Genomic DNA, 22712 nt, shown 5'->3' with positions numbered 1-22712 from the left:
CATCCGGTTATGAAATTTACGAGTTATTTTTTAAAACATCCCGTTATTTCAATTATTCTTAATTGCATGATTCTGCTCTTGGGAATATTGTGTTTCCATTCATTACCCTTGAGAGAATATCCCAACATCAGTTTTCCAATCATTACAATAAATACCAGTTATCCCAATGCCAGCCCTGAATTAGTCGAATCTGTAGTCACTAATGTATTAGAGGATCAACTTGCTGGGGTAGAAGGATTGGAGATGATGACTTCGCGTTCTAATGCAGGAAGCTCATACATTACCTTGCGCTTTCGTCCAGGAACTCCTATGGAGAAAGCTCTGAATGCTACGCATGAGGCAGCACGGCTAGCACAGCTTCCTTCAACAGTAAAAACTCCCATAATCGAACGCCAAAGGCAAGCAGATGGTTTACCTTTTATAGGCATTGCACTGGAATCCTCATCACTTAATTTCGGAGAGCTCACGCATTATGCCAATTTGAATCTTAAAAATGTGTTTCGTAGTCTTAAAGGGGTTGCCTCAGTCGAGGTATGGGGACAACCGTACACTTATGCCGTGCAATTAGATCAAAAGAAGTTATATACATTTGGAATTAATGTCGATGAAATTGCTTATGCAATTGCCAACAACCGCTTATCTCTACCCGCGGGGAATTATCAAAACAGAATCCCTACGACGCTTGATTTTGAATTAAAAACCCCAGAAGATTACGAAAACCTGGTAATTAAAACTCAAAATCATCATCCTGTTTTTCTTAAGTCATTAGCTCAAATTCAATTAACTACGGATAACAACCAATTCCGCGTCAAGGTCAATGGCCATCCAGGCTTAGTGCTTGCGATTAATCGTGCAAATGATGCAAATCCGATCGAAGTATCGCAAAGCGTTCGCAAGGAACTGATGGCCTTGAAAAAAGGGTTACCCGATGACATCAAGACTAGAATTATTATTGATCAATCCGAATTCATTAAAGCATCACTTAAAAACATCCAATCGTCTATTCTTGAGTCCATTTTATTGGTCTTAGTCATCATTTTTATCTTTTTGCGAAATGTGCGCGCTACAATAATTCCACTAATTGCAATCCCAATTTCACTTTTTGGCTCTTTATTATTTTTGAAAATTGCCGGCTTTACTATTAATCAAATGACTCTTCTTGCGATGGTGTTAGCAGTTGGTTTGGTTGTCGATGATGCCATTATTGTTCTTGAGAATATATGGCGTCATATTGAAGATGATTTATCACCCATGGATGCAGCACTTAAAGGATCAAAGCAAATAGGTTTCGCTATTATCGCTATGACGCTCACTTTAACCAGTGTTTATGCACCGATTGCTTTGATTGATGGCATGATTGGTCAGTTATTCATTGAATTTGCTGTTGCTTTGGCCGGAAGTGTATTCATCTCGGGAGTAGTTGCCCTGACACTTTCACCTTTAATGTGCGCTACCTTCCTACACAAAAATACAAACCATTTATGGCCTGCTATCGATAAATTCCTGAGTAAACTGGCACAATACTACTATAAATTACTGAGCATTATAATTTACCGAAAAAAAACCATGCTGTTTATACTCTTCCTGTCACTCGGCCTAAGCATATTTTTTTACAAAGTGATGCCTAGCGAAACAGCCCCAAAGGAAGATCGCAGTTTGATAGGAATCTATACCCCCCCTCTATCCGGGGATAATTTAGATACATTGGAAGCCAATACAAAACGCATACAACAATCCATAGGCAAAATTCCTGAGGCAAACAATACATTAACTTTTCTTGGAAATTGGGGTAGCAGCATCGTCATGCCTTTAAAACCCCATAAGCAAAGAAATCGTTCCGCAGAGCAAATTGTTAATTCATTAAAACCGAAAACAGAACAATTACCCTCTGTGGATGCTTCCGTCTGGAGTTGGGATTCAGGCTTACCTGGAGTAGATGATGCGCGCAACAACTCGGAATTGGAACTCGTCATTTCAACTACTGAAAATTTTCGACAATTATTTGAGGCAACAGAACATTTAAAAAAGATGTTGGATCAGAGTAAGGAATTTGCCTCTACTCGCTATGATTTACGTCTTGATTCCATGGGATACTCTGTAAATATCGACAAAAATGCCTTAGCTCAACTGGGATTGACTCCTGCACAATTGGCTAAAACCATAGAAGTGTTTTTCAGTGGCGATAAATCCATGTCCTTTCAAAAGGATGGTGTGTCCTATAACCTAACCTTACAAGGTTCATCTAAACCCTGGACCTTAGATGAGCTGTATCTTACAACCCCCTCTGGAAAACGTGTTTCTTTAGGTTCAGTAGCACAAATGAAAAGACGTGCGCAACCCACTGCATTGGAACATGTCAATCAAATGCGCTCGACAACTTTATATGCTCAATTACCTAAACAACAATCCTTTAAAAAAGGCATGAATAAACTCATGAAAATAGCGAAAGAAAATCTGTCTAACCAATATAAATTGAGCTGGGCGGGTGCTGCCAAAGCCTATAATGAATCATCACACACTATGGTTTTGTTATTCGCTTTATCTATTCTCTTTATTTATGCCATTCTTGCAGCACAATTCGAGAACTTTATTTATCCATTCATTATTCTGTTCACTGTGCCTTTAGCATGTTTTGGAGCTTTATTATTTGCTTACTTATTTGGCCAATCTCTAAATATTTTTACTCAAATCGGGCTGGTCACTTTAGTAGGACTCATCAGTAAACACGGAATTTTGATTGTAGAATTTGCCAACCAATTACAAAAAGAAGGCTTTACCTTAGCCGATGCAATAAAAAAATCGTGTTCACTAAGGCTGCGCCCTATTCTCATGACTACTGGAGCTATGGTTTTTGGTGCCATCCCATTAGTGCTCTCACATGATGCTGGAGCTGAAGCCAGGCATGCAATAGGTACCGTGCTTATTGGTGGTTTATGCATAGGCACATTATTCACTTTATTTTTACTTCCTACTGTTTATTTCATAACCTCGAAAATAATAAAAAAACCTGAGTAATAAGTGCTCATTTCCAATAAGATTTCCGTTTCTAATTTAGTCTAAAATTAAAGAAAGAGATCATGGACTCGGACAAATGACTCAGACACCTTTGGAATTGGAAATATTAAAAACGGAAAAGTTAAGAACAACAATTTTAGCTTTCTTTTTTTTTGCATTATCTCTTATGTGGATAATATTTATTTCTTACGCCCCACAACAATATTATCAATATTACGGTAAAACATCCGTCATAATTTTTCCGGGTTATTTCGCAGTTGTAGGGATATATTTTTTATTGATGCGTCAAGTTATTTATCACTATATGCTCTATAAAAAAAATTTACCTATTCTTCTACGGTACTTTAACACGTTTATCGAAATGAGTATTCCCACTGTGGCTCTTCTTATCATCGACAACTTTCAAAGATCAGCCTATGTGCTTGTAATGCCGCCTATTTTAATTTATTTCATTTTCATTTTTCTGACTTCACTGACATTAAATATACGGTTATGTTTTTTTGCAGGATTAATCGCAGCATTTCAGTATTTGGGACTGTCCTATTATATTTTGCATTATACGGATACTTCACGCATTGTTTACTATTTAACAGGATGGTTTTCCTATGCTGCTCGTGGTGCATTATTGTTAGTTGGAGGCATAGTTACAGGATTCGTCACAGCTCAAATTAAGCAACAATTTAATGCCGCTTTTGATGCACAACAAGCACGTAATGAAATTGAACATATTTTTGGTATGCACGTTTCTCCTGAAGTTGTATCCAAGTTATTATCAAAAAATTCGAATGCAAGTGAATATATACCTGTTTGTATTATGTTTTTGGACATAAGAAATTTTACTCATTTTGCCGAAGAAACTGAACCAACTGTTGTTGTTCAAAATCTTAATAAACTATTTAAATATATGGTTGAAATCATCCATGAAAATAAAGGGATTATAAATAAATTTTTAGGGGATGGTTTTATGGCAATATTTGGTGCTCCTACGTCCAGTGGAAATGATGTGGAAAATGCAGTGAATGCTGCCTTAAAAATTATTCAACGTACTGAAGAAGAAATAAAAAAAGGCAATATTCCTGATTTCAAATTAGGAATAGGGGTGCATTATGGTAATGCAATCACAGGTACTATTGGTGCAAAAAACCGCCTTGAATATACAGTTGTAGGAGATGTAGTGAATTCAGCAGCTCATATAGAACAGTCCAACAAAACTTATAATACAAACCTACTTATCTCTGAAGAGGCCTTCAACAAATTATCTAATATTCAGGCTGAATTGGTCGGCGATGTGATGCTAAAACATCGTGATCATCCTATTAAATTATACAAGTTAGTTTAATCTCTGACTAAAATCCAAACGCCTCAAATGGTGGTATTCATTAGACTAAGGCCTGACCTAGGCCGATGATAAGCTTTGTGTAGGATACTGATATGGTGCAGTTTGGGGTGGGGTTCGGATTAATTCTCTCTCTATTTCTTTAATGCAACAATAAAAACTTTCACGTTGGAAATGTGTGTTTAAGTAAGCAGACAAATTAGGCCAACGTCCAGCATCTAATGGATAGCCCGAGAAATGCATATTCATAAACATGCTTACAACAGCAACATCAGCAATACTGAATTGTTCACCTACAAAAAATAGTTTATCCCCTAATTTTGCTTCCAAGTACTGCGCAACTGGCGGAAGATTTTGAGTAATCGCTCTGTCAATTGCTGTACTATCTGGTTCTCGTTGATGGTAAAGCGGAACAAGAATCGTTTGATAATAACAAGGGGCAATTGCCTGGAATAAGGCGGTATCAGCATATTCTTCAAACCATAGTGCCGTAGCATAATCTTCTGGGTTCTGTGGATAAAAGCCGGGATAGGGGTATTTTTTGTCAATATAAGCACAAATTGCGGAAGAATCAGCAAGCGTAAAAGAAGCATCTCTTAATGCTGGAATTTTGTTAAGCGGGCTTGCTTGTTGAAAATCTTCATTAACGTATTGATAGAGATTAATTGGATCAATCCAAAAAGAAACGTTCTTTTCATACAGTAATATTCGTGGTTTCCTGACAAATACTGAAGCAGGTGCTCCATATAATGTAATCATTAATATCCCTTAGTGGAAAAAAATTTTAGTTTAACGATCTGAATAAAACATCTGCGTCATACGTTCACAATAACTTAGAAAATGAGGATGGGATTTAGCATAATCTTGCAATGGAGAGGAGATAGGCGGCTGGATGATACTTTTAAGAAATGCATAAGCAGTGGCATCGATGCTGGTAGGTTCATTACCCATACAAAAGTCGCTCTGTTCCAATAAAACACTCAGTGCATGCAAGTCTGCAATACCTAATTGATAAATTTCTGTTGCACTGTGTCGACCTATTCCTTGTCGATAAAGATCCTGACTTACTTTTTTTTGAATCAATTTAGGAATAAAGTAATAAAGTGGTTTTTTAAGATGACCAAAAAAAGCCTCTTTAGTGGTTGGCCAATATCGATTATCAATCCAGCGCGAATAAACAATGACCCAGTACAAGTGCTCTTCAAGCATGCGCCTTACTGCCAACGCCTCTGCTTTTTGAGTCGCAGTTAAATGACCATCTAAAGGGTCGCTGTATTTCTGTTGCAAGTAATCGATAATAAAACCACTATCTGCTATTTTTCGTCCATCATCACTAATGACAGGCAATTTTCCCTTTGGCGCTTTGCGCGGATCAATAACGGTTACAATTTCAAAAGGAAGTTTCGCCATTCGCAAATAGGTTTCTAGCTTCATACAAAATGGACTGGGATTAGGTAGCGACCATGCAGAGGGATATTGATAGAGCTTTATCATTGGTTATTCCTATCGATGTATAGGTTGTTGTTCATTGATTATTATACCAATTTGGTATGTAAGCAAAATAAAGTAAACAAAAAATTTAATATGGTTTGGATTGATAGCAAGAGCACTGCCAAGCATGCGTAGGCTGAGCTTAACAGTCCAGCCTATGCATGTTTGAGTTAGGTTACATCACAATTAATAACAAAAAGAGTACACGCCGTTTCATGGGTGTAACTACTTTTTAATACCTCATAAGGGATAAGTACTTCCTGAACTCCTTTATAACGAGGTGCCACTTGAGCCTCATCAAAAGTAATTAATAAACCACTCAAGGTCAGATTCCAATTTTTATAATTTTCCATTCTGGGTCCAGCCCCAGCTTTAATCATTTCTGCAGGAAATTTTCTAGAACTTAACTGATTTGAACAGTAAGATGAAATTTTGTCCAAATAATTGCTATTTGGCTTAAATAAATTGCTTAACGACAGTAATTTATTATGTCCTAAGTCAAAGTTAAACGTTTGTATTTGCTGACCTGGATGAGCCATGCCTTGTACAAAAGAATCTCTCCTGAAACGAATGCTAATGTATTCAGTATGTTGAGACTGAGACACAAAACCTGCTAAATCATAATTGATCTTTAGGTGGTTTTGCATCACTTCCATCGATTGTGTTGGTGTTGTTTGGTTGATCACATGTCTAAATTGATTTATTTCTTTATCGACAAATGACTGTAACAAATGATTAAAATCTTTAGCGGTCTGAGGTAAGGGGCTCCCAACAATTTGTGGGTAACGCAGCTGAAGAAGATATCTCGTTTTTTCAGTTTGAACCGTTTTAGGGACTAATTGGTTTTTTTGATTCAACACCAACAATGGTCGTGAATCATCTTGGGCATTTGTCCAAAGTGATAAGGGTGGGAGCGGGTCAGCATAGGCAATAGAAATAAGAAAACAACCGAACACCATCAATATAACTCTATTTTTGAGGGAATAAAACATAGAGGATCCTTTTCTTAATAATATTAGATAGTTATATAGCTCAAAAAGTGGAGAAAAAGTAGGAGATTGTTAGCTTTCTCATAAATAAGGAACCACTAATTTTTCTACAATCTCCAAGAACAGAAGACTCAACTGGAGCTACTCATTTTTTATTGCAAAAACTCTTTTTTTCTTTAACAAAGCAAGCCATTATTGTCCTTAAAAGTAACAGGATCTAACAAAAATAAATATAAGGATATAAAAAATGCCAAATATACTAGTAATTGGTGGTGGAACAGGCCTAACAACAGCCTATATGTTAGAAAATGTAATGGGGTTCAACATCACTTTAGCAGAAAAGAGTGAACGTTATGGCGGTCATATTAATAGCCTAAATTTTGGTGACCACGGAATTGCAGAGGGTGGCGCCGAATTTATAGGCGCACCAGAAAGTTACCCTAATGTTCACAAACTATTTTCCATGCTAGGTGTTAAACTAAAACGCTTTGAACTGAATGCTGACTTACATAAAGTCAGTATTGAGCATGGTAAAGATGATCACCTAGTTTTACCTCCCGTTTATCATTCTGCAGAAAAAAATAATCATTCTTTGTCTGATTTTTTTGGTTGTTTTTTTACTGATCACAATGCATCACAGAAAGAAATACGTATTGATTTTGGCACTCTATTAAATAAATTTTCTGATCTATTAACATTGGAATGGGAAATTCTGCGTGCACAACATGAAAGAGAACCTGAAAATATTAATGAAGTTCAAACACTTGAAGAGTTTATGGAAGGATTTAAGAAAAAAAATCCCGGCTTTAAAGAAGAAGATATTGATAATTTTAGCAATCGAGTATTGTATCCCATAGTAGGAGCAGCATGGGGTATCCCTATCTCCGAAGCCAAGAAATTTTGCGCATTTTATGCAATGAATTATTTAGCTTTGAGTAAAGACTGGTATGATGCACCAAGTGGGCTAAGCAGTTACATGGACGCAATGAAAGCCCAATGTAAAAACCTAGACATGCGCCTTAACACAGAGGTTACAAAACTCATCCCCATTACTGATTCAGAAAGCACCAAATATCAGGCCATGCTTAGTGATGGTACTCTAATGCAAACTGAAAAAGGTATTCCCCTGTTGTTTGATGATGTTGTTATTTCTACCCCTGCATACGCATCAGCAGCTATACTACCTGATATAGATACCCAAGACATGCAAGAACTTAAAGAGGCTCTTAAAAAAGTTCGGTATTACGATACTACACTTGCTTTTCATCTTGATCCTAATTATGCCCCACCGCGCGGGACTGTGGTTCATACTCGCGTGGAAGGAGACTTAGCAGCAAATACAGCACAAAAAGACTGGAAAGCAAAAAATGGAGCGACTCCAGTGAAAAAAACATGGGTATTACCTGGTCAACCAATGCCTAATAATATTCTTAAAACGGAACACTATAAACATCCTATTATGGATAAAAACTACTTTATCGCACAGCAAAAACTACATACGATGCAAAAAAAGTATGGACTCTACTTTGGAGGAATTTTAGGCTGGAAGGGGGATTCCCACGAAGATGGAACCATTGCAGCACTGCAAGCAGCACGATCAATACATCTTAAACATCATCGAGCCCCAACTGCGAATAGACGCTTACAAAATTTCCTCGATGAAAGCGGTTACGTTATTGAACGAAATAATCAACTCAGTGCCCATGAAGAAAATAAAACATGTACATTGTCTTGACAACAAAAGTAGGACTACTCCCAAGCGCATCATATGATTTAAAAAACAATGCGCTTGAACCCTATGATTGAAACACTTGGTGCAACACAGCGGAATCTGAAAAAATAATCTCAGTTTCTCCCAGGTTCCGCTTCACTACACTCCGAACACCTATCTTCTTGAATAACCCTATACTCTGCACAATTAATTTAATGTACTATGAAATCGTTCATTTTTTTATAGGAGATTATGTTGAAAAGGATCTGTTTTTTAATGATATTTTTTGTTTCTCAAGCAATAAGTTCTGTATTTAGTACAGAAGACATCCAAAAGCTGAGACAGAATTTTTTTGCCAATATACAATCTAATGGAGCAATAGTTGCCGCCCCTTCAAAACAAAATCCAGATTACTATTATGATTGGATTCGTGACTCCGCAATTGCCATGGGTTTGATTGAAGCATGGTATGAATCCTCTCACGCATATGGATATAAAGAACGCTTATTTAATTATGTTTTCTGGACTCAAAAGCTTCAACACCAAGATGATCCATTACCTGGACAAGATATTTTGGGAGAGCCTAAATTTTATGTTGATGGCTATCCTTTTGACGGCCCCTGGGGAAGACCACAAAATGACGGCCCTGCCATAAGAGCTTCTGTGCTGACTCGTTTTGCCCAACAACTGTTAGACGATGATGAAATGGAATACGTAAAAACCCATCTTTATAATAATAACTTGGACCCATATTCTATGGGCGTAATCAAAATGGATTTGGAATACACTGCCCATCACTGGTCTGACAAAAACTTTGACCTTTGGGAAGAAGTGCTAGGACATCATTTCTTTACAGCTATGGTTCAGCAAAAAGCACTCTACGAAGGTGCAGCTCTTGCACGTCGTCTCAATGATAATAATGCGGCAGTTTACTATGAACAGCAAGCGGAGATGATAAACGCTCGTCTGAAGCAACATTTAGATCGCGATCATAAAACAATTCAAGCAACGCTTTTACCACATCCTGGCCCACAAAAAACTTTAGAACTTGATTCATCAGTGATTTTGGGAGTTTTATTTAATCCTCAAGATGATGGTTTTTTGTCTCCCAGTAGCACTTACGTTCAAAACACAGTTCAAGCCTTATATGAGCAGTTTAATTCCATGTTCCCTATTAATAAAAATCATTCAGGTGAAATTTTATTTGGTCGTTATCCGGGTGATACATACGATGGATATCAAACAAATGGTATAGGAAATCCATGGTTTATTTTAACTGCGACTATGGCTGAATATTATTATACGCTTGCCGATAACCTGCCTTTGGATAAAATACATCAATCCGAGATAGCGAAACACATCCAAGTTGGCGATAATTATTTGAAACTTATAAAAAAATATGCTCCAAACATGAAGTTAAGTGAACAAATAAACTTAAATACAGGGATCCAACAAGGAGCTCCATCACTTACCTGGAGCTATGTGGCTGTTTTACGCGCTATTGAATTAAGAGATAAACTCACAAGTAAATTAAAATAATTTCTTAATAACTATTTCGCACCTGTAGCCTGGGTGAAACGAAGTGAAACCCGGGTTTCGGTCCTACGGACCTTCACCCAGGCTACCCTATTACCCTACAGTTACCATCATCCTGAGGAGTTTACAAATGACATATACCCGAATACATGCAATCCATCCAATCCACTTTTAGGTAGACGCGAAATAAGATGGTTCTTTTTTGCCAATATCCTCGGTAGAAGGAATCTCTTTACGGCCTAATAACCGTAATGGCTTACCTGATACGATATAATTCTCAATTTGTTCCAAGCTGATATTCTTTGTTTCGGGCATATAAAAATAGGTAAAGATTAGTCCCAAAAAGCAAATCACCCCATACAAGGCAAAGGTATATTCAATACCCATCATTTTTTCCAAAAGAGGAAAACTAAAGATGACTACTGTATTAAAGGTCCAATTACTCATGGCAGAGAAACCCATACCAGCTCCACGTACGTGCAAAGGAAATATTTCAGCCATTGCAATATGCGGTATTGGACCTACACTCACTGCAAAAGAAAAAATATAAAGAATGAGGCAAGCAACTGACAAATAAGGAAGCCAAGCGACTTGATTTAAAGAAAAGATACACAAAGCCAGCAAGCTGGCGAACATACCAGAAAAACCAAACAGCAATAGTTTACGACGACCTACTCTATCGACACTAAGCATCGCAATGATCGTCACCAATAAATTAACCAGGCCAATCCCAATGGTTGCCAATATTTGTCCCGTAGTACTATTCATACCTAAATTTTTAAAAATTTCGGGCGCAAAATAAATTACCACATTAATTCCACTCAATTGTTGCAAACAAAACAACATAGTCCCTAGCATCAAAACAGGCAGTAAAGGACTCTTAAATAACAACAACCAACTTCCTTTTTTCGGTTCATTAGCTAATGTGGTTTCAATATCAGTCAACTCATGCTCGATAGAATGGCTTTTTCTTAATTTTTTCAAGGCCTTAGATGCGGCTTCACGGCGCCCTACACTGCACAGCCATCTTGGAGATTCGGGCATAAGTAAAATTCCGAGACTTAAAACCAGGGCAGGAAAAGCACTTGAAGCAAACATGGCACGCCAATCATGATTTTCAAGCAGAAGGTAATTGACTGAATAAGAACAAACAATTCCTACGGTCATTGCTAATTGATAAATAGCAACTACTGCTCCTCGAGTTTCATACGTTGCTGTTTCAGCTAAGTACAAAGGTGCCATTACGGATGCTACTCCAATTGCCAAACCAAGTACCAGTCGTGAGATAATAAGTACAGTAATCGAATCGGCGAATCCAGCGCCTAATGCTCCTAAAAAGAACAACGCACCTGCAAAAGAGAGTAAGGTACGACGGCCAAAACGTTTTACCCCCTTTGATGCGGTAATTGCACCAATCAGCATGGAGCCAAATAAAGCACCAAAGGGTAAGGCCGAGGCCATTATACCAATATGCGCTTCATTCAATTCAAAATGATTTTTGACTAACTCTAAGGAGCCAGCGATGATTCCCTCGTCATAACCAAACAAAAAACCAGCAACCGAACCAATAATTGCAACAACCCATGTCATATTCAACTCCTTGAATTGATAATCCAAAACAGCTAGGGTCAGTTTACAATTCGCTAGATTGAGCCAAAATGCTGCGCTTTTGGAGCACCGAAACGCAGCATACACGAAAGGTGTGAGTATCGGAGCGCATAAAATCGTAGCATTTTGGCCTAGATAGTAGAATTGCAAACAGACCCTAATCCCATCCTCTAACACTTTGACGTGCAGCAAAAGCGAGCTCAGTAATTAATAACCAATTGCCTTTTTTGATTGCTTCTTCGGGTACTATCCAAGAGCCTCCTACACAAGAAACATTGGGCAGGGCTAAGTAGTCAACAAAATTTACTTCATTAATGCCGCCGGTTGGACAAAATTTTGCCTGTGGAAACGGACCATGAATCGCCTGCAGCATATTCACTCCGCCAGCAGCTGCTGCGGGGAAAAATTTAAAGTGTGTATATCCCAAAATTAATCCTTCCATCAATTCAGAAACACTGGATATACCTGGAATTAAAGGGATAGTGGAAGTAGATCCGGCGGTTAATAGTGCTTGTGTTTTCCCAGGACTGAACGCAAATTTTGCACCTAAATCGGCTACTTGTTTTAATTGTTCCGGAGTAGTCACAGTACCTGCACCAATTAAGGCTTCAGGAAAGGTTTCTGAGAGTGTTTTAATCGCATCCAAAGCGATTGGCGTTCTCAGTGCAACCTCGATTACCTGAATACCACCTGCAAATAACGCTGTGGCCAAAGGTACTGCATGTTGTATTTCTTTAATTACAACAACCGGGATTACAGGTGATGTACGGAATATCATTTCCGGTTGCACCTTCTTCTTTGAAAACAACATGAAACCTCTCCTTGTAGTCGGTTATAGGCTAAATGAAACAACAGTGTAACTCGGGATTAAAGCAAATGAAATTCTGGTTATTCCCATTCCGTCATTAAAGTTAAGAAAAAACCCCTTCTTCCACTTTTGTGATAAGTGAAAGAATCCTTAACTTAATAGTTTCTCATTTTACCTAGGCCTCGATTGTTTTAAATAAACTGCAGCACCTAAAATTCCTGGCTGCTCAGCAGTAATTACATAAGTCGGAATTTTCGCATTAAAATTGCTAAAACGACCCTTTTCTTCAAAACGGGTTCTGAAATCACTGCAAGGCAGCAACGAAATTAATCGCGGCACAATACCACCTGCGATATAAATACCGCCAAACGCCGCAATAATTAATGCCAGGTCTCCGGCATAAGAACCTAGAATTGCGAAAAACTGTGCTACAGCTGCTTCAGCAATAGCACATTGTTGTGCTAAAGCCAAAATAATTATCTGCGATGCAGGAATAGGTGGCTTCTCTTTTTGATGGAAAACCGCCAATGCTTGATATAGATTTTCCAAACCATGACCTGACAATAAGCGCTCATAAGATACATGATCATATTTTTTTTTCAGATGAGAATAAATAAACCATTCCTGCTCTGTTCTTGCTCCCCAGCTGATGTGCCCCCCCTCTCCCGCATGGGCTGAGAATCCTTCCTGACCTGGGACTAGGAAAGCGACTCCGAGTCCTGTTCCTGCGCCTAATACAGCTCTTGCTCCGTTTGGGTCTGCTGTGCCTCTTCCTATCTGAAGTATTTGCTGGTTCGATAAAACAGGTAAGCTCATTGCAATCGCATTAAAATCATTCAAAACCTTCAATTCTGTCAGAGCTAATTTATGCTTTAATTCGCTGATCGAAAAACGCCAATGTGCATTGGTCATACAGATCACGTCATCAAGCACTGGGCATGCAATAGCGAGAGCAACCTGCTTAATTTCCTCCAATTTGTGTTGTTCTTTATAAGCCAATAATACTGATTCAAGACTGTTGTATGCGGCGCACGAATAAATTTCTACTTTATCCATGACCAAATTTTCTAAATTGACCCGGCTAAAGCGTGCAAAAGTGCCACCAATATCAGCAACGATCGCATACGACTTGAAATCATCAACACTCATAGCAAGACTCTTTTCCCTGAAACAAACTGCAAGCCCCCTGTTCAGCTCCCGTAAATTGTGACCTTAAACTGGCGAATAATTCTCGCCCCGTACCCAGTTGAAATGCTGCCTCATGTAAAACAGCTTTGGTTCTTAGTTCCAATTCCTGATCAGGAACTAGTAATTGTAATATACCTTGTTCCGCATCAATTAAAATCATATCTCCCGTTTCAACCCGAGAAAGCACCTCATTATTTATTGCTTCAGGTGTGACATGAATTGCAGCTGGAACTTTACCCGAAGCACCAGACATACGTCCATCAGTAACCAAAGCCACTTGATATCCTTTGTCCATGAGCACCCCAAGCTTAGGTGTTAATTGATGGAGTTCAGGCATTCCACAGGCTTTAGGTCCTTGGAAGCGAAGTACAACCACACAATCTTGATTCAAAATACCTTTTTGAAACATCTCCTCAAATTCTTCTTGGCTGGAACAAACTACTGCAGGAGCTTCAATCTTACTTTTTCCAGCGGCTAGTCCAGAGGTTTTAATTACAGCTCTTCCTATATTTCCACTTAACACTTGCAAGCCACCTTGTGGTTTAAAGGGAGTTTGCGCTGAAGTTAATACACGCTCATCAGTTGAACTAGCAGGACCAGAAGTCCATAGCAGTTGTTCATTATCTAATATGGGTTGTTGCGTATATCGTTGCAAACCGTGCCCCATCACGGTATCAACATCTTCATGTAATAACTTGGCCTCAAGCAGAGTGTGAATGAAATATGCCATACCACCGGCTCGCTGAAAATGATTAATGTCTGCATATCCATTAGGGTAAATTTTGGCAATTAAGGGAGTAACTGCAGATAATTGAGCAAAATCATCCCAATTGATCGAATAACCTGCCATGTTCGCTATCGCAATCAGATGCATAGTATGATTAGTTGAACCTCCAGATGCCAACAAAGCTACAATACCGTTAACAATATTTTTTACATCGAGCATTTGACCTATAGGCATGTAGGATTTAGTCAAATCCGTTAAAGAAAGAATCTGTTGTGCTGCATTCCAGGTTAATGCATCGCGCAAAGGTGTGTTCGGATTGATGAATGATGAACCTGGGAGTTGCAAGCCCATAGTTTCAATAATAAGCTGATTGGAATTCGCTGTGCCATAAAAAGTGCATGTACCTGCAGAATGATATGAGGCAGCTTCTGCTTCAAGCAGAGCGTTTTTATCTACCTTTCCCTCTGCATACAATTGGCGAATACGTGCTTTTTCCTCATTTGATATTCCTGAAGGCATAGGGCCTGCTGGAATAAAAATAAAAGGTAAATGACCAAAGCTCAATGCTGCCATCAATAAGCCAGGAACAATTTTATCGCAAATACCCAGCATGAGTCCGCCATCAAACATATTATGTGACAAGCCTATAGCTGCTGACATGGCAATCACATCTCGACTTAATAAACTTAACTCCATTCCCGCCTGACCTTGGGTTATCCCATCACACATTGCTGGAACACCTGCTGCAAATTGTGCGACACCTCCTGCTGCAGAAATAGCTTCTTTAATTAAAGATGAATAATTCAGATAAGGTTGATGTGCGGAAAGCATGTCGTTATAGGCAGAGACAATCGCTATATTTGCTTTGGCCATCCCGCTCAGATTCGCTTTATCCTGCTTCACACAGGCGGCAAAGCCATGCGCTAAGTTACCACAGTGGAGTAGGCTACGCTGAGGACCTTTTATACGCGATTTTTCTATATGCTTCAGATATAAATCTCTGGCATGCATACTGCGTTTACGGATGCGATCAGTGACTTGGGTTACAACCGGGTGCATTCTTTTTCCTTAAGGTGCATACAACACCTGAACATTAGCATCTTCATTATTTAGAAAAGCACTGACCGGCATCACCATAGGATCGTGCTCTGCCATTGCTTGGTGCAATACCGCCAATTTTTTTGGGCCTACTAAATGAAAAAAAATCACACGACTGTTTAATAATCTTTTTTTAGATAAACTTATTCGTTGATGAGGTGCTTTTTTCGGACTAACACGAAGTACTGCTGCAGCATGATCATCTAACCCCTCAACAAGCTCGTCAGCGCAAGGAAATAAAGATGCAGTATGCCCATCCTCCCCCATACCTAAAACCACTGCATCAAATGTGGGTAAAGAAGCAATAATACGCTCTGTTTTTTCTATGGAATGACCTTCATTATATAAACTCAGAAAATGAGCTTTAGATGCATGATTCTGGAGTAAAAATTGTCGAACCAAATGTTCATTTCGTTCGGGATCATGAACAGGAACGCAACGCTCATCTGCCAGAGTTACCGTAACATTACTCCAGGGAATATCAGTTTTTGCCAGAGCCTTAAATAAATCAATCGGAGTTTTTCCACCTGAAACCACTAAATAAGCATAACCACGTTGTTTGACTGCATCACAAAGAATCTTCGTTAACTGATCCACTAAGTCTTCAGTTAATAAAGGCGCCTCACTGAAACTATGTAACTGCATTTTGATCACCCCATACATGTGCTTTGCCATTGTATAAACGAATTACCTCTAAAGGGCCCCAAGTTCCTGATGGATAAGTATAGAGGGGGGTATCTTGTCTTTCCCATGCTTGCTTGATTTCATCAATCCATTGCCAGGCTTGCTCTACCTCTTCGCGACTCACAAACAGATATTGATGCCCTAACATCACTTCCAACAACAACCGTTCATAAGCATCAGCAATTCTTTGTGAATTAAAAAGGTGGTTGAAATTTAAATTCAACTTACTGTCCCTTAATTGCATGCTTTCACTAAGGCCAGGAACTTTGTTCATCATTTGTAACTCCACCCCTTCATCAGGCTGCAGACGGATAATGAGCTGATTAGCAGACAGTTCCTGTTTTAATTGTTTGAAAATGTTGTACGGTTGTGGTTTAAAGTAAATCACTACTTCACTTTGTTTTTTTGATAATCGTTTACCCGTCAATAAATAAAAAGGGACACCGGACCAGCGCCAATTATCAATATAGGCTTTAATTGCAACAAAAGTCTCTGTGGCTGACTCTTTGTGGGCCCCTTCTTCCTCCAAATATCCAGGAATCTGTTGTCCTTTACTTCTGTTTGCTACATATTGAGCTCGTACCGTATGTTCATGCACATGAGCATCTGAAATAGGCCGTAATGACTTGAGTACCTTTAATTTTTCACTACGAATGCATTCAGGAGCGAGACTCATTGGCGGTTCCATTGCCAGAAGCGATAGGATTTGCAATAAATGATTTTGTAACATGTCCCTTACTTGACCTGACTTATCATAGTAAGCCCATCGTCCTTCAACCCCGACCTCTTCAGCCACAGTAATTTCGACTTTATCAATAGCCTGGTGGTCCCAATTTGAGGAAAAAATCGCATTAGCAAATCGAAGTACTAAAAGATTCAATACCGTTTCTTTACCTAAATAATGATCAATTCGATAAATCTGATTTTCAGCAAAAAAATGAGCTACTTCATTATTAATTGCAATAGATGATGGTAAATCATGACCTATTGGTTTTTCTAAAACCACACGAGAGGGTTGCTTCGTTAAACCAATACTGGAAAGACCTTGGCATGTTTGAGCATATAGTGAGGGAGGAATTGCAAAATAGGAAATGGGGACTCGATCTTGTGGGTTCACATAATCTATTATTTTTGCGAAATCTTCAGATTGAGCTAAATCGATCTGACAATAGGCCATTCGGTCAACAAGACGTGACCAAACATTTTCTTCCAGCCCTTCACTTAAAAAAGTTTGCATTTTGGATTTCATTAATCCAGTGAAGTCGGTTAATGTTAAGGAGTCACGCGCACAACCAATGATACGTGTATTGGCGTGAAGCAAATGAGCGTGTTCCAGTTGATATAAAGCAGGAAATAATTTACGACAAGACAGATCCCCCAAGGCACCAAATATAATTAAATCACAAGGATACTTTACAGCAACTTCTTCGATCATGTTTATCCTAAAAACAATCATCTTTTAGAGGTTCAATACTAAATTGAAAGATAGTCCAGATCAACCGAAATCCAGATTATCTTCAAGGCCTACGCACGAGGGAAACTCTTGCAATCCGACGTTCTGTGGTTTATCTGCGGAATCCAGTTATCTTGCCAACAAGTGCACGACGTAAAATACGTAGCCCCTGATATTATCCTACAAAAGCAGGTGCAATTTGAATAAAACTGTTTACTGTATTGAATTTTCAGGATAATACCCAAGTTTTTTAGGTATATTATTGCAAAACCTCATTTTTATGCTATATGAAATAAATAAGGTAGCTGTTCGCTTCTGCCGGACATCCTATGGCTTAGCTTTGGAGCGATGACTTAGATGAGTAGTTGCCGTATTTACTTTAACCTAAATCATTATTAGGAGAAGCAGATGCTTAATAAGAGATTTTCAGAAAGACTAAATAAAGAACTGGATAATATTGGTGCTCCCGAATCAAGTGTGGAACGTATTGAAGTATTATCAAAGCTCGTTAAGATTCCAAAATTTAAAGCAGAAGCGTTACTTAATGGTGCTACAAATCCAGATGAAAAATTACTCAACGCATTAGCACAAGAATTTGAAGTGAGTGCGGATTGGTTAGTTGGTAAAAGCGATTCATCTCATTAATATTTTGTTCAGCTTGAACACGTATAATACATATATTGGCTATAATTAAATCAAAACAGTTATAACTGTGGGATATATGTATTATGCACACACCAATCGATGCATCAATTGTAGTTTCTTTAAAGCAACAAATCGATAACTATGAGAATCATGGTCCATTTTGTATCAGTCAGGAAGGTGAAGAACAGTTATATAAAGGTATAGAGGACTATGAAAGAACGCGCGCTGCCCTAGCAAAATCTTATGCAGGAAAATATGATCAAAATATAGATCCTAGTGTCGCTTCTTCTGACCCTCAGTTTTTTAGAAAGAAATTGATAGAATACATTCAGAAACATCCATTCCCCCGATATAGCGGTGACCCCAAAAAACGTGAAACCAACCCTGAAGAAGCCACCACAGATATGGAAACATTTCTTGGTAAACAAGGCGTTGAATTATACAAACTCGCATTAGACGAAGAAATGAATAGCAAAGACTTTAGGAATGCGGTCGTCATCAAATCAACCACACATTTTGCAGGACCAAAGTGGTCAGAACGTCCCGTGGTAATCGTTGGTGGCCCATCAGCCTCTGGAAAATCCTTTGCTGCTCAAGCGGCAGTGGAAAAAGCCAAAGAATTTTTAGCATCTGATTATAGTGATATGAGTGGAAATCATGTTATCGCGGCGGATGGAGGAATTGTTCGTGAAGTATCACAAATGCGTAAACTAGTCATCCAATTAGCCAACAATCAAGGATATCCTGGTATTGAAGATTTATACAGCAAATCTAAAAAATCTATGGATGGCATAAAAGACTGTGTACGTGAAGCAGCTTTTCGAACCTCTGGATTAGGTGTGGTGATCCCAGAAACTTTTACAGACCCATTAAAAGGAAGAAAACTGCTGAAACAAATTGAAAAGTTACCTGATACAAAACATATTTTTACACGTGTGCAAGGTCACGATGACGATAATTTTCGAAAAGTTGTTGGGTTTATGGGCTCAAGAAGGGCCTGGAAAACGAAAAACTTTATTGAAGAAGAATTAGATTTGAATAAATCCGGTTTAGCAGAATCAAAAGCATACGGCAAAAGCGGGTTTACTTGGGGTAAACTTTTCTCAAAAGAAGCGGAAGATTGGTTTAGAAGACATAGTAAAGATAAATTATATATGCGCATCACTAATGATCTCATTCTTTTAAAACCTGATCCCAATCACCAAGGAAATTGGATTGGCGCAAAACAAAACGATGAAGGGGCGAAGCTATTCTCTGAGAAGGTCTATAAGCAATGGAAAAGCTTAGCTTCTACACCTGATACTCCTAAACCTGACTTTATCGAGTATCACACTAAAAATTCTAAATCTCAAATTACAACATCTCCGCAAATTGACTTTCTCATAGCCCAAAAGAAAGTGGAAGAAAAAATTGCTTTAGGCCAGGAAAAAATTAAGCAAGCTGAGGAACGAAATGTTCATGAAACAAATCCTAAGAAAAAGTCCAAAAATGAAGAAAGAATTAGGTGCCTAAAGACAAGAGAGGCTTTCCTAGATGGCATTATGAGCTTTTCTCTAAAGAATTTGGATAGTTGGCATGATATTGGACAAATGAAATCTCAGGTTGAAGATCAACTTGTCTCTTTACAGCTAGACTCTAATGCGAAAAAGATCCTGAGCAAAAGAACGATGAAGACAGTCAATGAGTTCTTACAAACGCTTGAGAAAGCAAGTAATGAATTCCAAAATAATCCAACTTTCTATGAAGAGCGCAATCATACCGTATTCTTTAAGACGAAATATAACGAAGATAAAAAACAATTTGAAAATGTGGATGATCCAGAAGCGCAAGCTAACCCGAATTCTCCTGCTTAATCAGTTTAAAATTTCATGACAAATCGTGATGGCCTCCCCTGTATCAGCGAGCGTGAGGCCATTTCTACGGTTACCTATAACTCCTGAAGTGCATTTAATAAATTATCAATATCCGTTTCATTGTTGTAGTAATGCAAGGAAATTCTAATACCGCCGTCACGCTGAGTTACCCAGACATTATGGCTTTCCAGGTGTTTCATGATCTTATCTAATTCGTTGAAAGGCCCTAATTGTACAATACCCGATCGATGTTGCTTTTCAGTATTTGAAAGTACGGGAACATTTAATTGGTGCAATCGTTCTACTAAATAATCAGTAAGAGACATAATTCGCTCTTCAATGTTTGAAATGCCAATTTCTTCAATCAAATCAAGTGCCGCATTGAAACCGGAAAAAATAGTCATATTATCCCAGCCTAATTCAAAAACACGAGCAGATTGATAAAATTGGCAACTTCCATCAAAGTTCATCGCAGACTGCACACTCCTCCATCCGATTAAAGCAGGAGTCAATTGTTTGAATAAGTCTGGATGAATATAGATAAATGCTATTCCTTCACCACAACACATCCATTTATAGCAAGAGCAAACTAATGCATCAATTCCTTGCTTTTTAACATCGATAGGGAATGCACCAATTCCTTGAGTTCCATTCACAATAAAATGAGCCTCTTTTTTTAATTCCTTAATTTCTTCTAAATTAAGCTTGTACCCATTGGCATAATGAACAGAGCTGGCGACAATCGAAGAAATTTTTTCATCTTCTTGTTGCGCAGAAACTACTCGTGCAGCAAGATCTGCAGCTGAGTCAACCCATTTTACTGAATGTCCAGCATTTTCCCAGGGTAAAATGGATGAGGAAAAATCATTTTTTACAAGCAAAACAGAATTTTTGCGAGGAAGAGAATGAGCTAATGCATTCATACCGAATGAAACACTGGGAATAAAGGCAATATGCTCTTTTTCTGCATTAATTAACCGAGCAATTTTTTCTCGACATGTTTCCATCAACTGAATGTTGTCACCAAAAATTCTCCCTCCATTCAATGCTAATGATTGGTATCTATCGGTGACCGCTTGGAGTGCTTTTTTTGATAAAGCCCCTCCCCCAGCTGTCATAAAATAGGTTTGCTGATTTACAACAGGAAACAATTCTCTGTATTTTTCCCAATTTATCATTATCTTATAATCCTTCTTCACAACAATAATTTAACTCCAGCCGTTCTTTAGCTTCTTCATCACTCATACCATCTAACACATAAAGAGTGCCTGCCTTAGTTTTTGCAATCCCTAGTTTATTAGCTAATTGACCTGGCATAAAAACGTGGATCTGTTCAACAGCAACAGACAATTGATGCATAATATCTGTTTTTAGTTGTTGAATTAACGCTGAAATTTGTGCTGAATCTAAATTGTTTAATAATTCAATTCTTAACTCAATGGCACCATTTCTTGTGATAATTTGGTAATCACAAGCAATTTCATCATTTTGAAATAAAATATTTTCAATTTCGATTGGAAACGCCGAGTTTCCTGTGGTTTTGCACTGAATTAAATCCGCAGCTCGTCCCATCGCATTGATCACTGGGGTTGAGTATTCACAGCCACAGCCATGTTGTAATTTACCAAAATCACCAGTTTTATAACGTAACAGTGGCATATGATTTTTGTGAGTGTTGGTTAAAACAATATTACCTAATTCCCCCTCATTTTTTATTGGTGTATTAAAATCATCTTCTAATAATTCAATAATCAAGTAAGGTTTTGAAGGTAAATGATACTGATGATTACTACATGATACTAAACCACCACTATCGAGTTCGGTTAAACCATAAACTCCATGAACCGTTGCTCCCCCGTACATCTTACTGATACGAGCAAATTTAGCTTTGGAGATAATTTCCCCAGTTAAAATAATTTTTTTAATTGAAGATTTTGCAGGATCAATGCCTTGAGCACGCATTGCCTCTGCATAACGTAGCGTTTCCAATGGACGAGCAATCAGTAACTCAGGCTTCATACGGGCAAAAATTTCCAACATCTTTCTGGGTGAGCAAAGATGAGTTTTTACACCCGTTGGAATAGCCATAATCCCTAATTGGTTTAACGCAGCAAAATATTTTAAGCCAATAGGATTCATCTCAAAGGGTAATGCAATCACTGCACTTTTAACTTCAGTTTTATCCAAGCCAAGCCATTCATAAATAAAATTCGCGAACTCACGACTGCGTTCTGGTCCTAAATCGGGAATAACAGGAAATGGATTACCTGAAGTACCGCTTGTTTCAAAATAAGCGGGGGGTCTTTTGGCGAGTGCTTCGTCAACAAGGACAGAAATTCCTGGATATTTTTTATCAAGAGCAGGAAAATGGCGCAAATCACTTAAGTCATTAATTGAAGCTGGAACATTCTTGTAGGTGTTTTTATAAAATGCAAAATTCTCTTTTACATATTGAATCAAATCGTTAAAACGATCGCACAACTCTTTTTGATCATTTTGACCTAAAAATATACTTGACATATTAACCCCAAAAAATTGAATAAATAACTTCCGTGTTTCATTGAAGCGTT

17 protein-coding genes are annotated in these 22712 nt (G+C 38.2%); 6 read left to right on the top strand and 11 right to left on the bottom strand.

The features are described from left to right. Positions 1–9: 9 nt before the first annotated feature. Positions 10–3015, top strand: a complete 3006-nt coding sequence (locus Lstg_RS08045) for an efflux RND transporter permease subunit (protein WP_058477154.1) — start codon at positions 10–12, stop codon at positions 3013–3015. 76 nt (positions 3016–3091) lie between these two features. Continuing rightward, positions 3092–4354 carry an adenylate/guanylate cyclase domain-containing protein gene (locus tag Lstg_RS08040; protein ID WP_058477153.1) on the top strand — a complete coding sequence of 421 codons (1263 nt, stop codon included), beginning with the start codon at positions 3092–3094 and terminating at the stop codon, positions 4352–4354. 57 nt (positions 4355–4411) lie between these two features. Here the strand turns inward: Lstg_RS08040 and Lstg_RS08035 are convergent, their stop codons facing one another. The 3 genes from Lstg_RS08035 to Lstg_RS08025 all read right to left on the bottom strand — a co-directional run bounded on the left by Lstg_RS08035 (position 4412) and on the right by Lstg_RS08025 (position 6834). Beyond that, complete coding sequence (locus Lstg_RS08035; RefSeq protein WP_058477152.1) at positions 4412–5110, bottom strand: glutathione S-transferase family protein; 699 nt, start codon at positions 5108–5110, stop codon at positions 4412–4414. A 30-nt stretch (positions 5111–5140) separates the two neighbouring features. Beyond that, on the bottom strand, positions 5141–5845 hold the full coding sequence (locus tag Lstg_RS08030) for a glutathione S-transferase family protein (RefSeq protein WP_058477151.1): 705 nt from the start codon (positions 5843–5845) through the stop codon (positions 5141–5143). 167 nt (positions 5846–6012) lie between these two features. Next, entirely contained in the window at positions 6013–6834 is an 822-nt protein-coding gene (locus tag Lstg_RS08025; protein ID WP_058477150.1) for an RsiV family protein, read from the bottom strand. A gap of 244 nt (positions 6835–7078) precedes the next feature. Between Lstg_RS08025 and Lstg_RS08020 the strand changes: the two genes are divergently transcribed. Beyond that, a complete protein-coding gene (locus tag Lstg_RS08020) occupies positions 7079–8566 on the top strand; it encodes an FAD-dependent oxidoreductase (RefSeq protein ID WP_058477149.1) in 1488 nt (495 codons plus the stop codon). A 252-nt stretch (positions 8567–8818) separates the two neighbouring features. Then, complete coding sequence (locus tag Lstg_RS08015; protein WP_058477148.1) at positions 8819–10081, top strand: glycoside hydrolase family 15 protein; 1263 nt, start codon at positions 8819–8821, stop codon at positions 10079–10081. A 168-nt stretch (positions 10082–10249) separates the two neighbouring features. On the opposite strand, the gene Lstg_RS08010 is transcribed toward Lstg_RS08015, so the two are convergent. The 6 genes from Lstg_RS08010 to zwf form a co-directional block, all read right to left on the bottom strand. Continuing rightward, positions 10250–11695 (bottom strand): sugar porter family MFS transporter, encoded by a 1446-nt coding sequence (locus Lstg_RS08010; RefSeq protein ID WP_274519322.1) that lies wholly within the window; start codon positions 11693–11695, stop codon positions 10250–10252. Positions 11696–11843: 148 nt separating this feature from the next. Further along, positions 11844–12497, bottom strand: coding sequence for a bifunctional 4-hydroxy-2-oxoglutarate aldolase/2-dehydro-3-deoxy-phosphogluconate aldolase (locus Lstg_RS08005; protein WP_058477146.1), 654 nt, complete (start codon positions 12495–12497; stop codon positions 11844–11846). Positions 12498–12665: 168 nt separating this feature from the next. Beyond that, entirely contained in the window at positions 12666–13643 is a 978-nt protein-coding gene (glk, locus tag Lstg_RS08000) for a glucokinase (RefSeq protein ID WP_058477145.1), read from the bottom strand. Then, complete coding sequence (edd, locus tag Lstg_RS07995; RefSeq protein WP_058477144.1) at positions 13633–15468, bottom strand: phosphogluconate dehydratase; 1836 nt, start codon at positions 15466–15468, stop codon at positions 13633–13635. Before edd ends, glk begins: the two co-directional genes overlap by 11 nt. A 9-nt stretch (positions 15469–15477) precedes the next feature. Continuing rightward, a complete protein-coding gene (gene pgl / locus Lstg_RS07990) occupies positions 15478–16152 on the bottom strand; it encodes a 6-phosphogluconolactonase (RefSeq protein WP_058477143.1) in 675 nt (224 codons plus the stop codon). Beyond that, positions 16139–17626: a glucose-6-phosphate dehydrogenase gene (gene zwf / locus Lstg_RS07985; RefSeq protein ID WP_058477142.1), complete on the bottom strand. Its 1488-nt coding sequence runs from the start codon at positions 17624–17626 to the stop codon at positions 16139–16141. The genes pgl and zwf overlap by 14 nt, the downstream gene beginning before the upstream one ends. Positions 17627–18052: 426 nt before the next feature. Here zwf and Lstg_RS07980 point away from each other — a divergent pair, with 426 nt between their 5' ends. Then, positions 18053–18289, top strand: a complete 237-nt coding sequence (locus Lstg_RS07980; protein WP_058477141.1) for a hypothetical protein — start codon at positions 18053–18055, stop codon at positions 18287–18289. A gap of 83 nt (positions 18290–18372) precedes the next feature. Continuing rightward, on the top strand, positions 18373–20142 hold the full coding sequence (locus Lstg_RS07975; RefSeq protein ID WP_058477140.1) for a hypothetical protein: 1770 nt from the start codon (positions 18373–18375) through the stop codon (positions 20140–20142). A gap of 74 nt (positions 20143–20216) precedes the next feature. Here the strand turns inward: Lstg_RS07975 and Lstg_RS07970 are convergent, their stop codons facing one another. After that, positions 20217–21320 (bottom strand): aminotransferase class V-fold PLP-dependent enzyme, encoded by a 1104-nt coding sequence (locus tag Lstg_RS07970; RefSeq protein WP_058477139.1) that lies wholly within the window; start codon positions 21318–21320, stop codon positions 20217–20219. 4 nt (positions 21321–21324) lie between these two features. Beyond that, positions 21325–22662, bottom strand: coding sequence for a phenylacetate--CoA ligase family protein (locus Lstg_RS07965; RefSeq protein WP_058477138.1), 1338 nt, complete (start codon positions 22660–22662; stop codon positions 21325–21327). Between the last annotated feature and the right edge of the window lie 50 nt (positions 22663–22712).

Origin of the sequence: Legionella steigerwaltii (assembly GCF_001468065.1) — a bacterium.
GTDB classification, from domain to species: domain Bacteria; phylum Pseudomonadota; class Gammaproteobacteria; order Legionellales; family Legionellaceae; genus Legionella; species Legionella steigerwaltii.
This window is presented reverse-complemented; position numbering and strand designations above follow the sequence as displayed.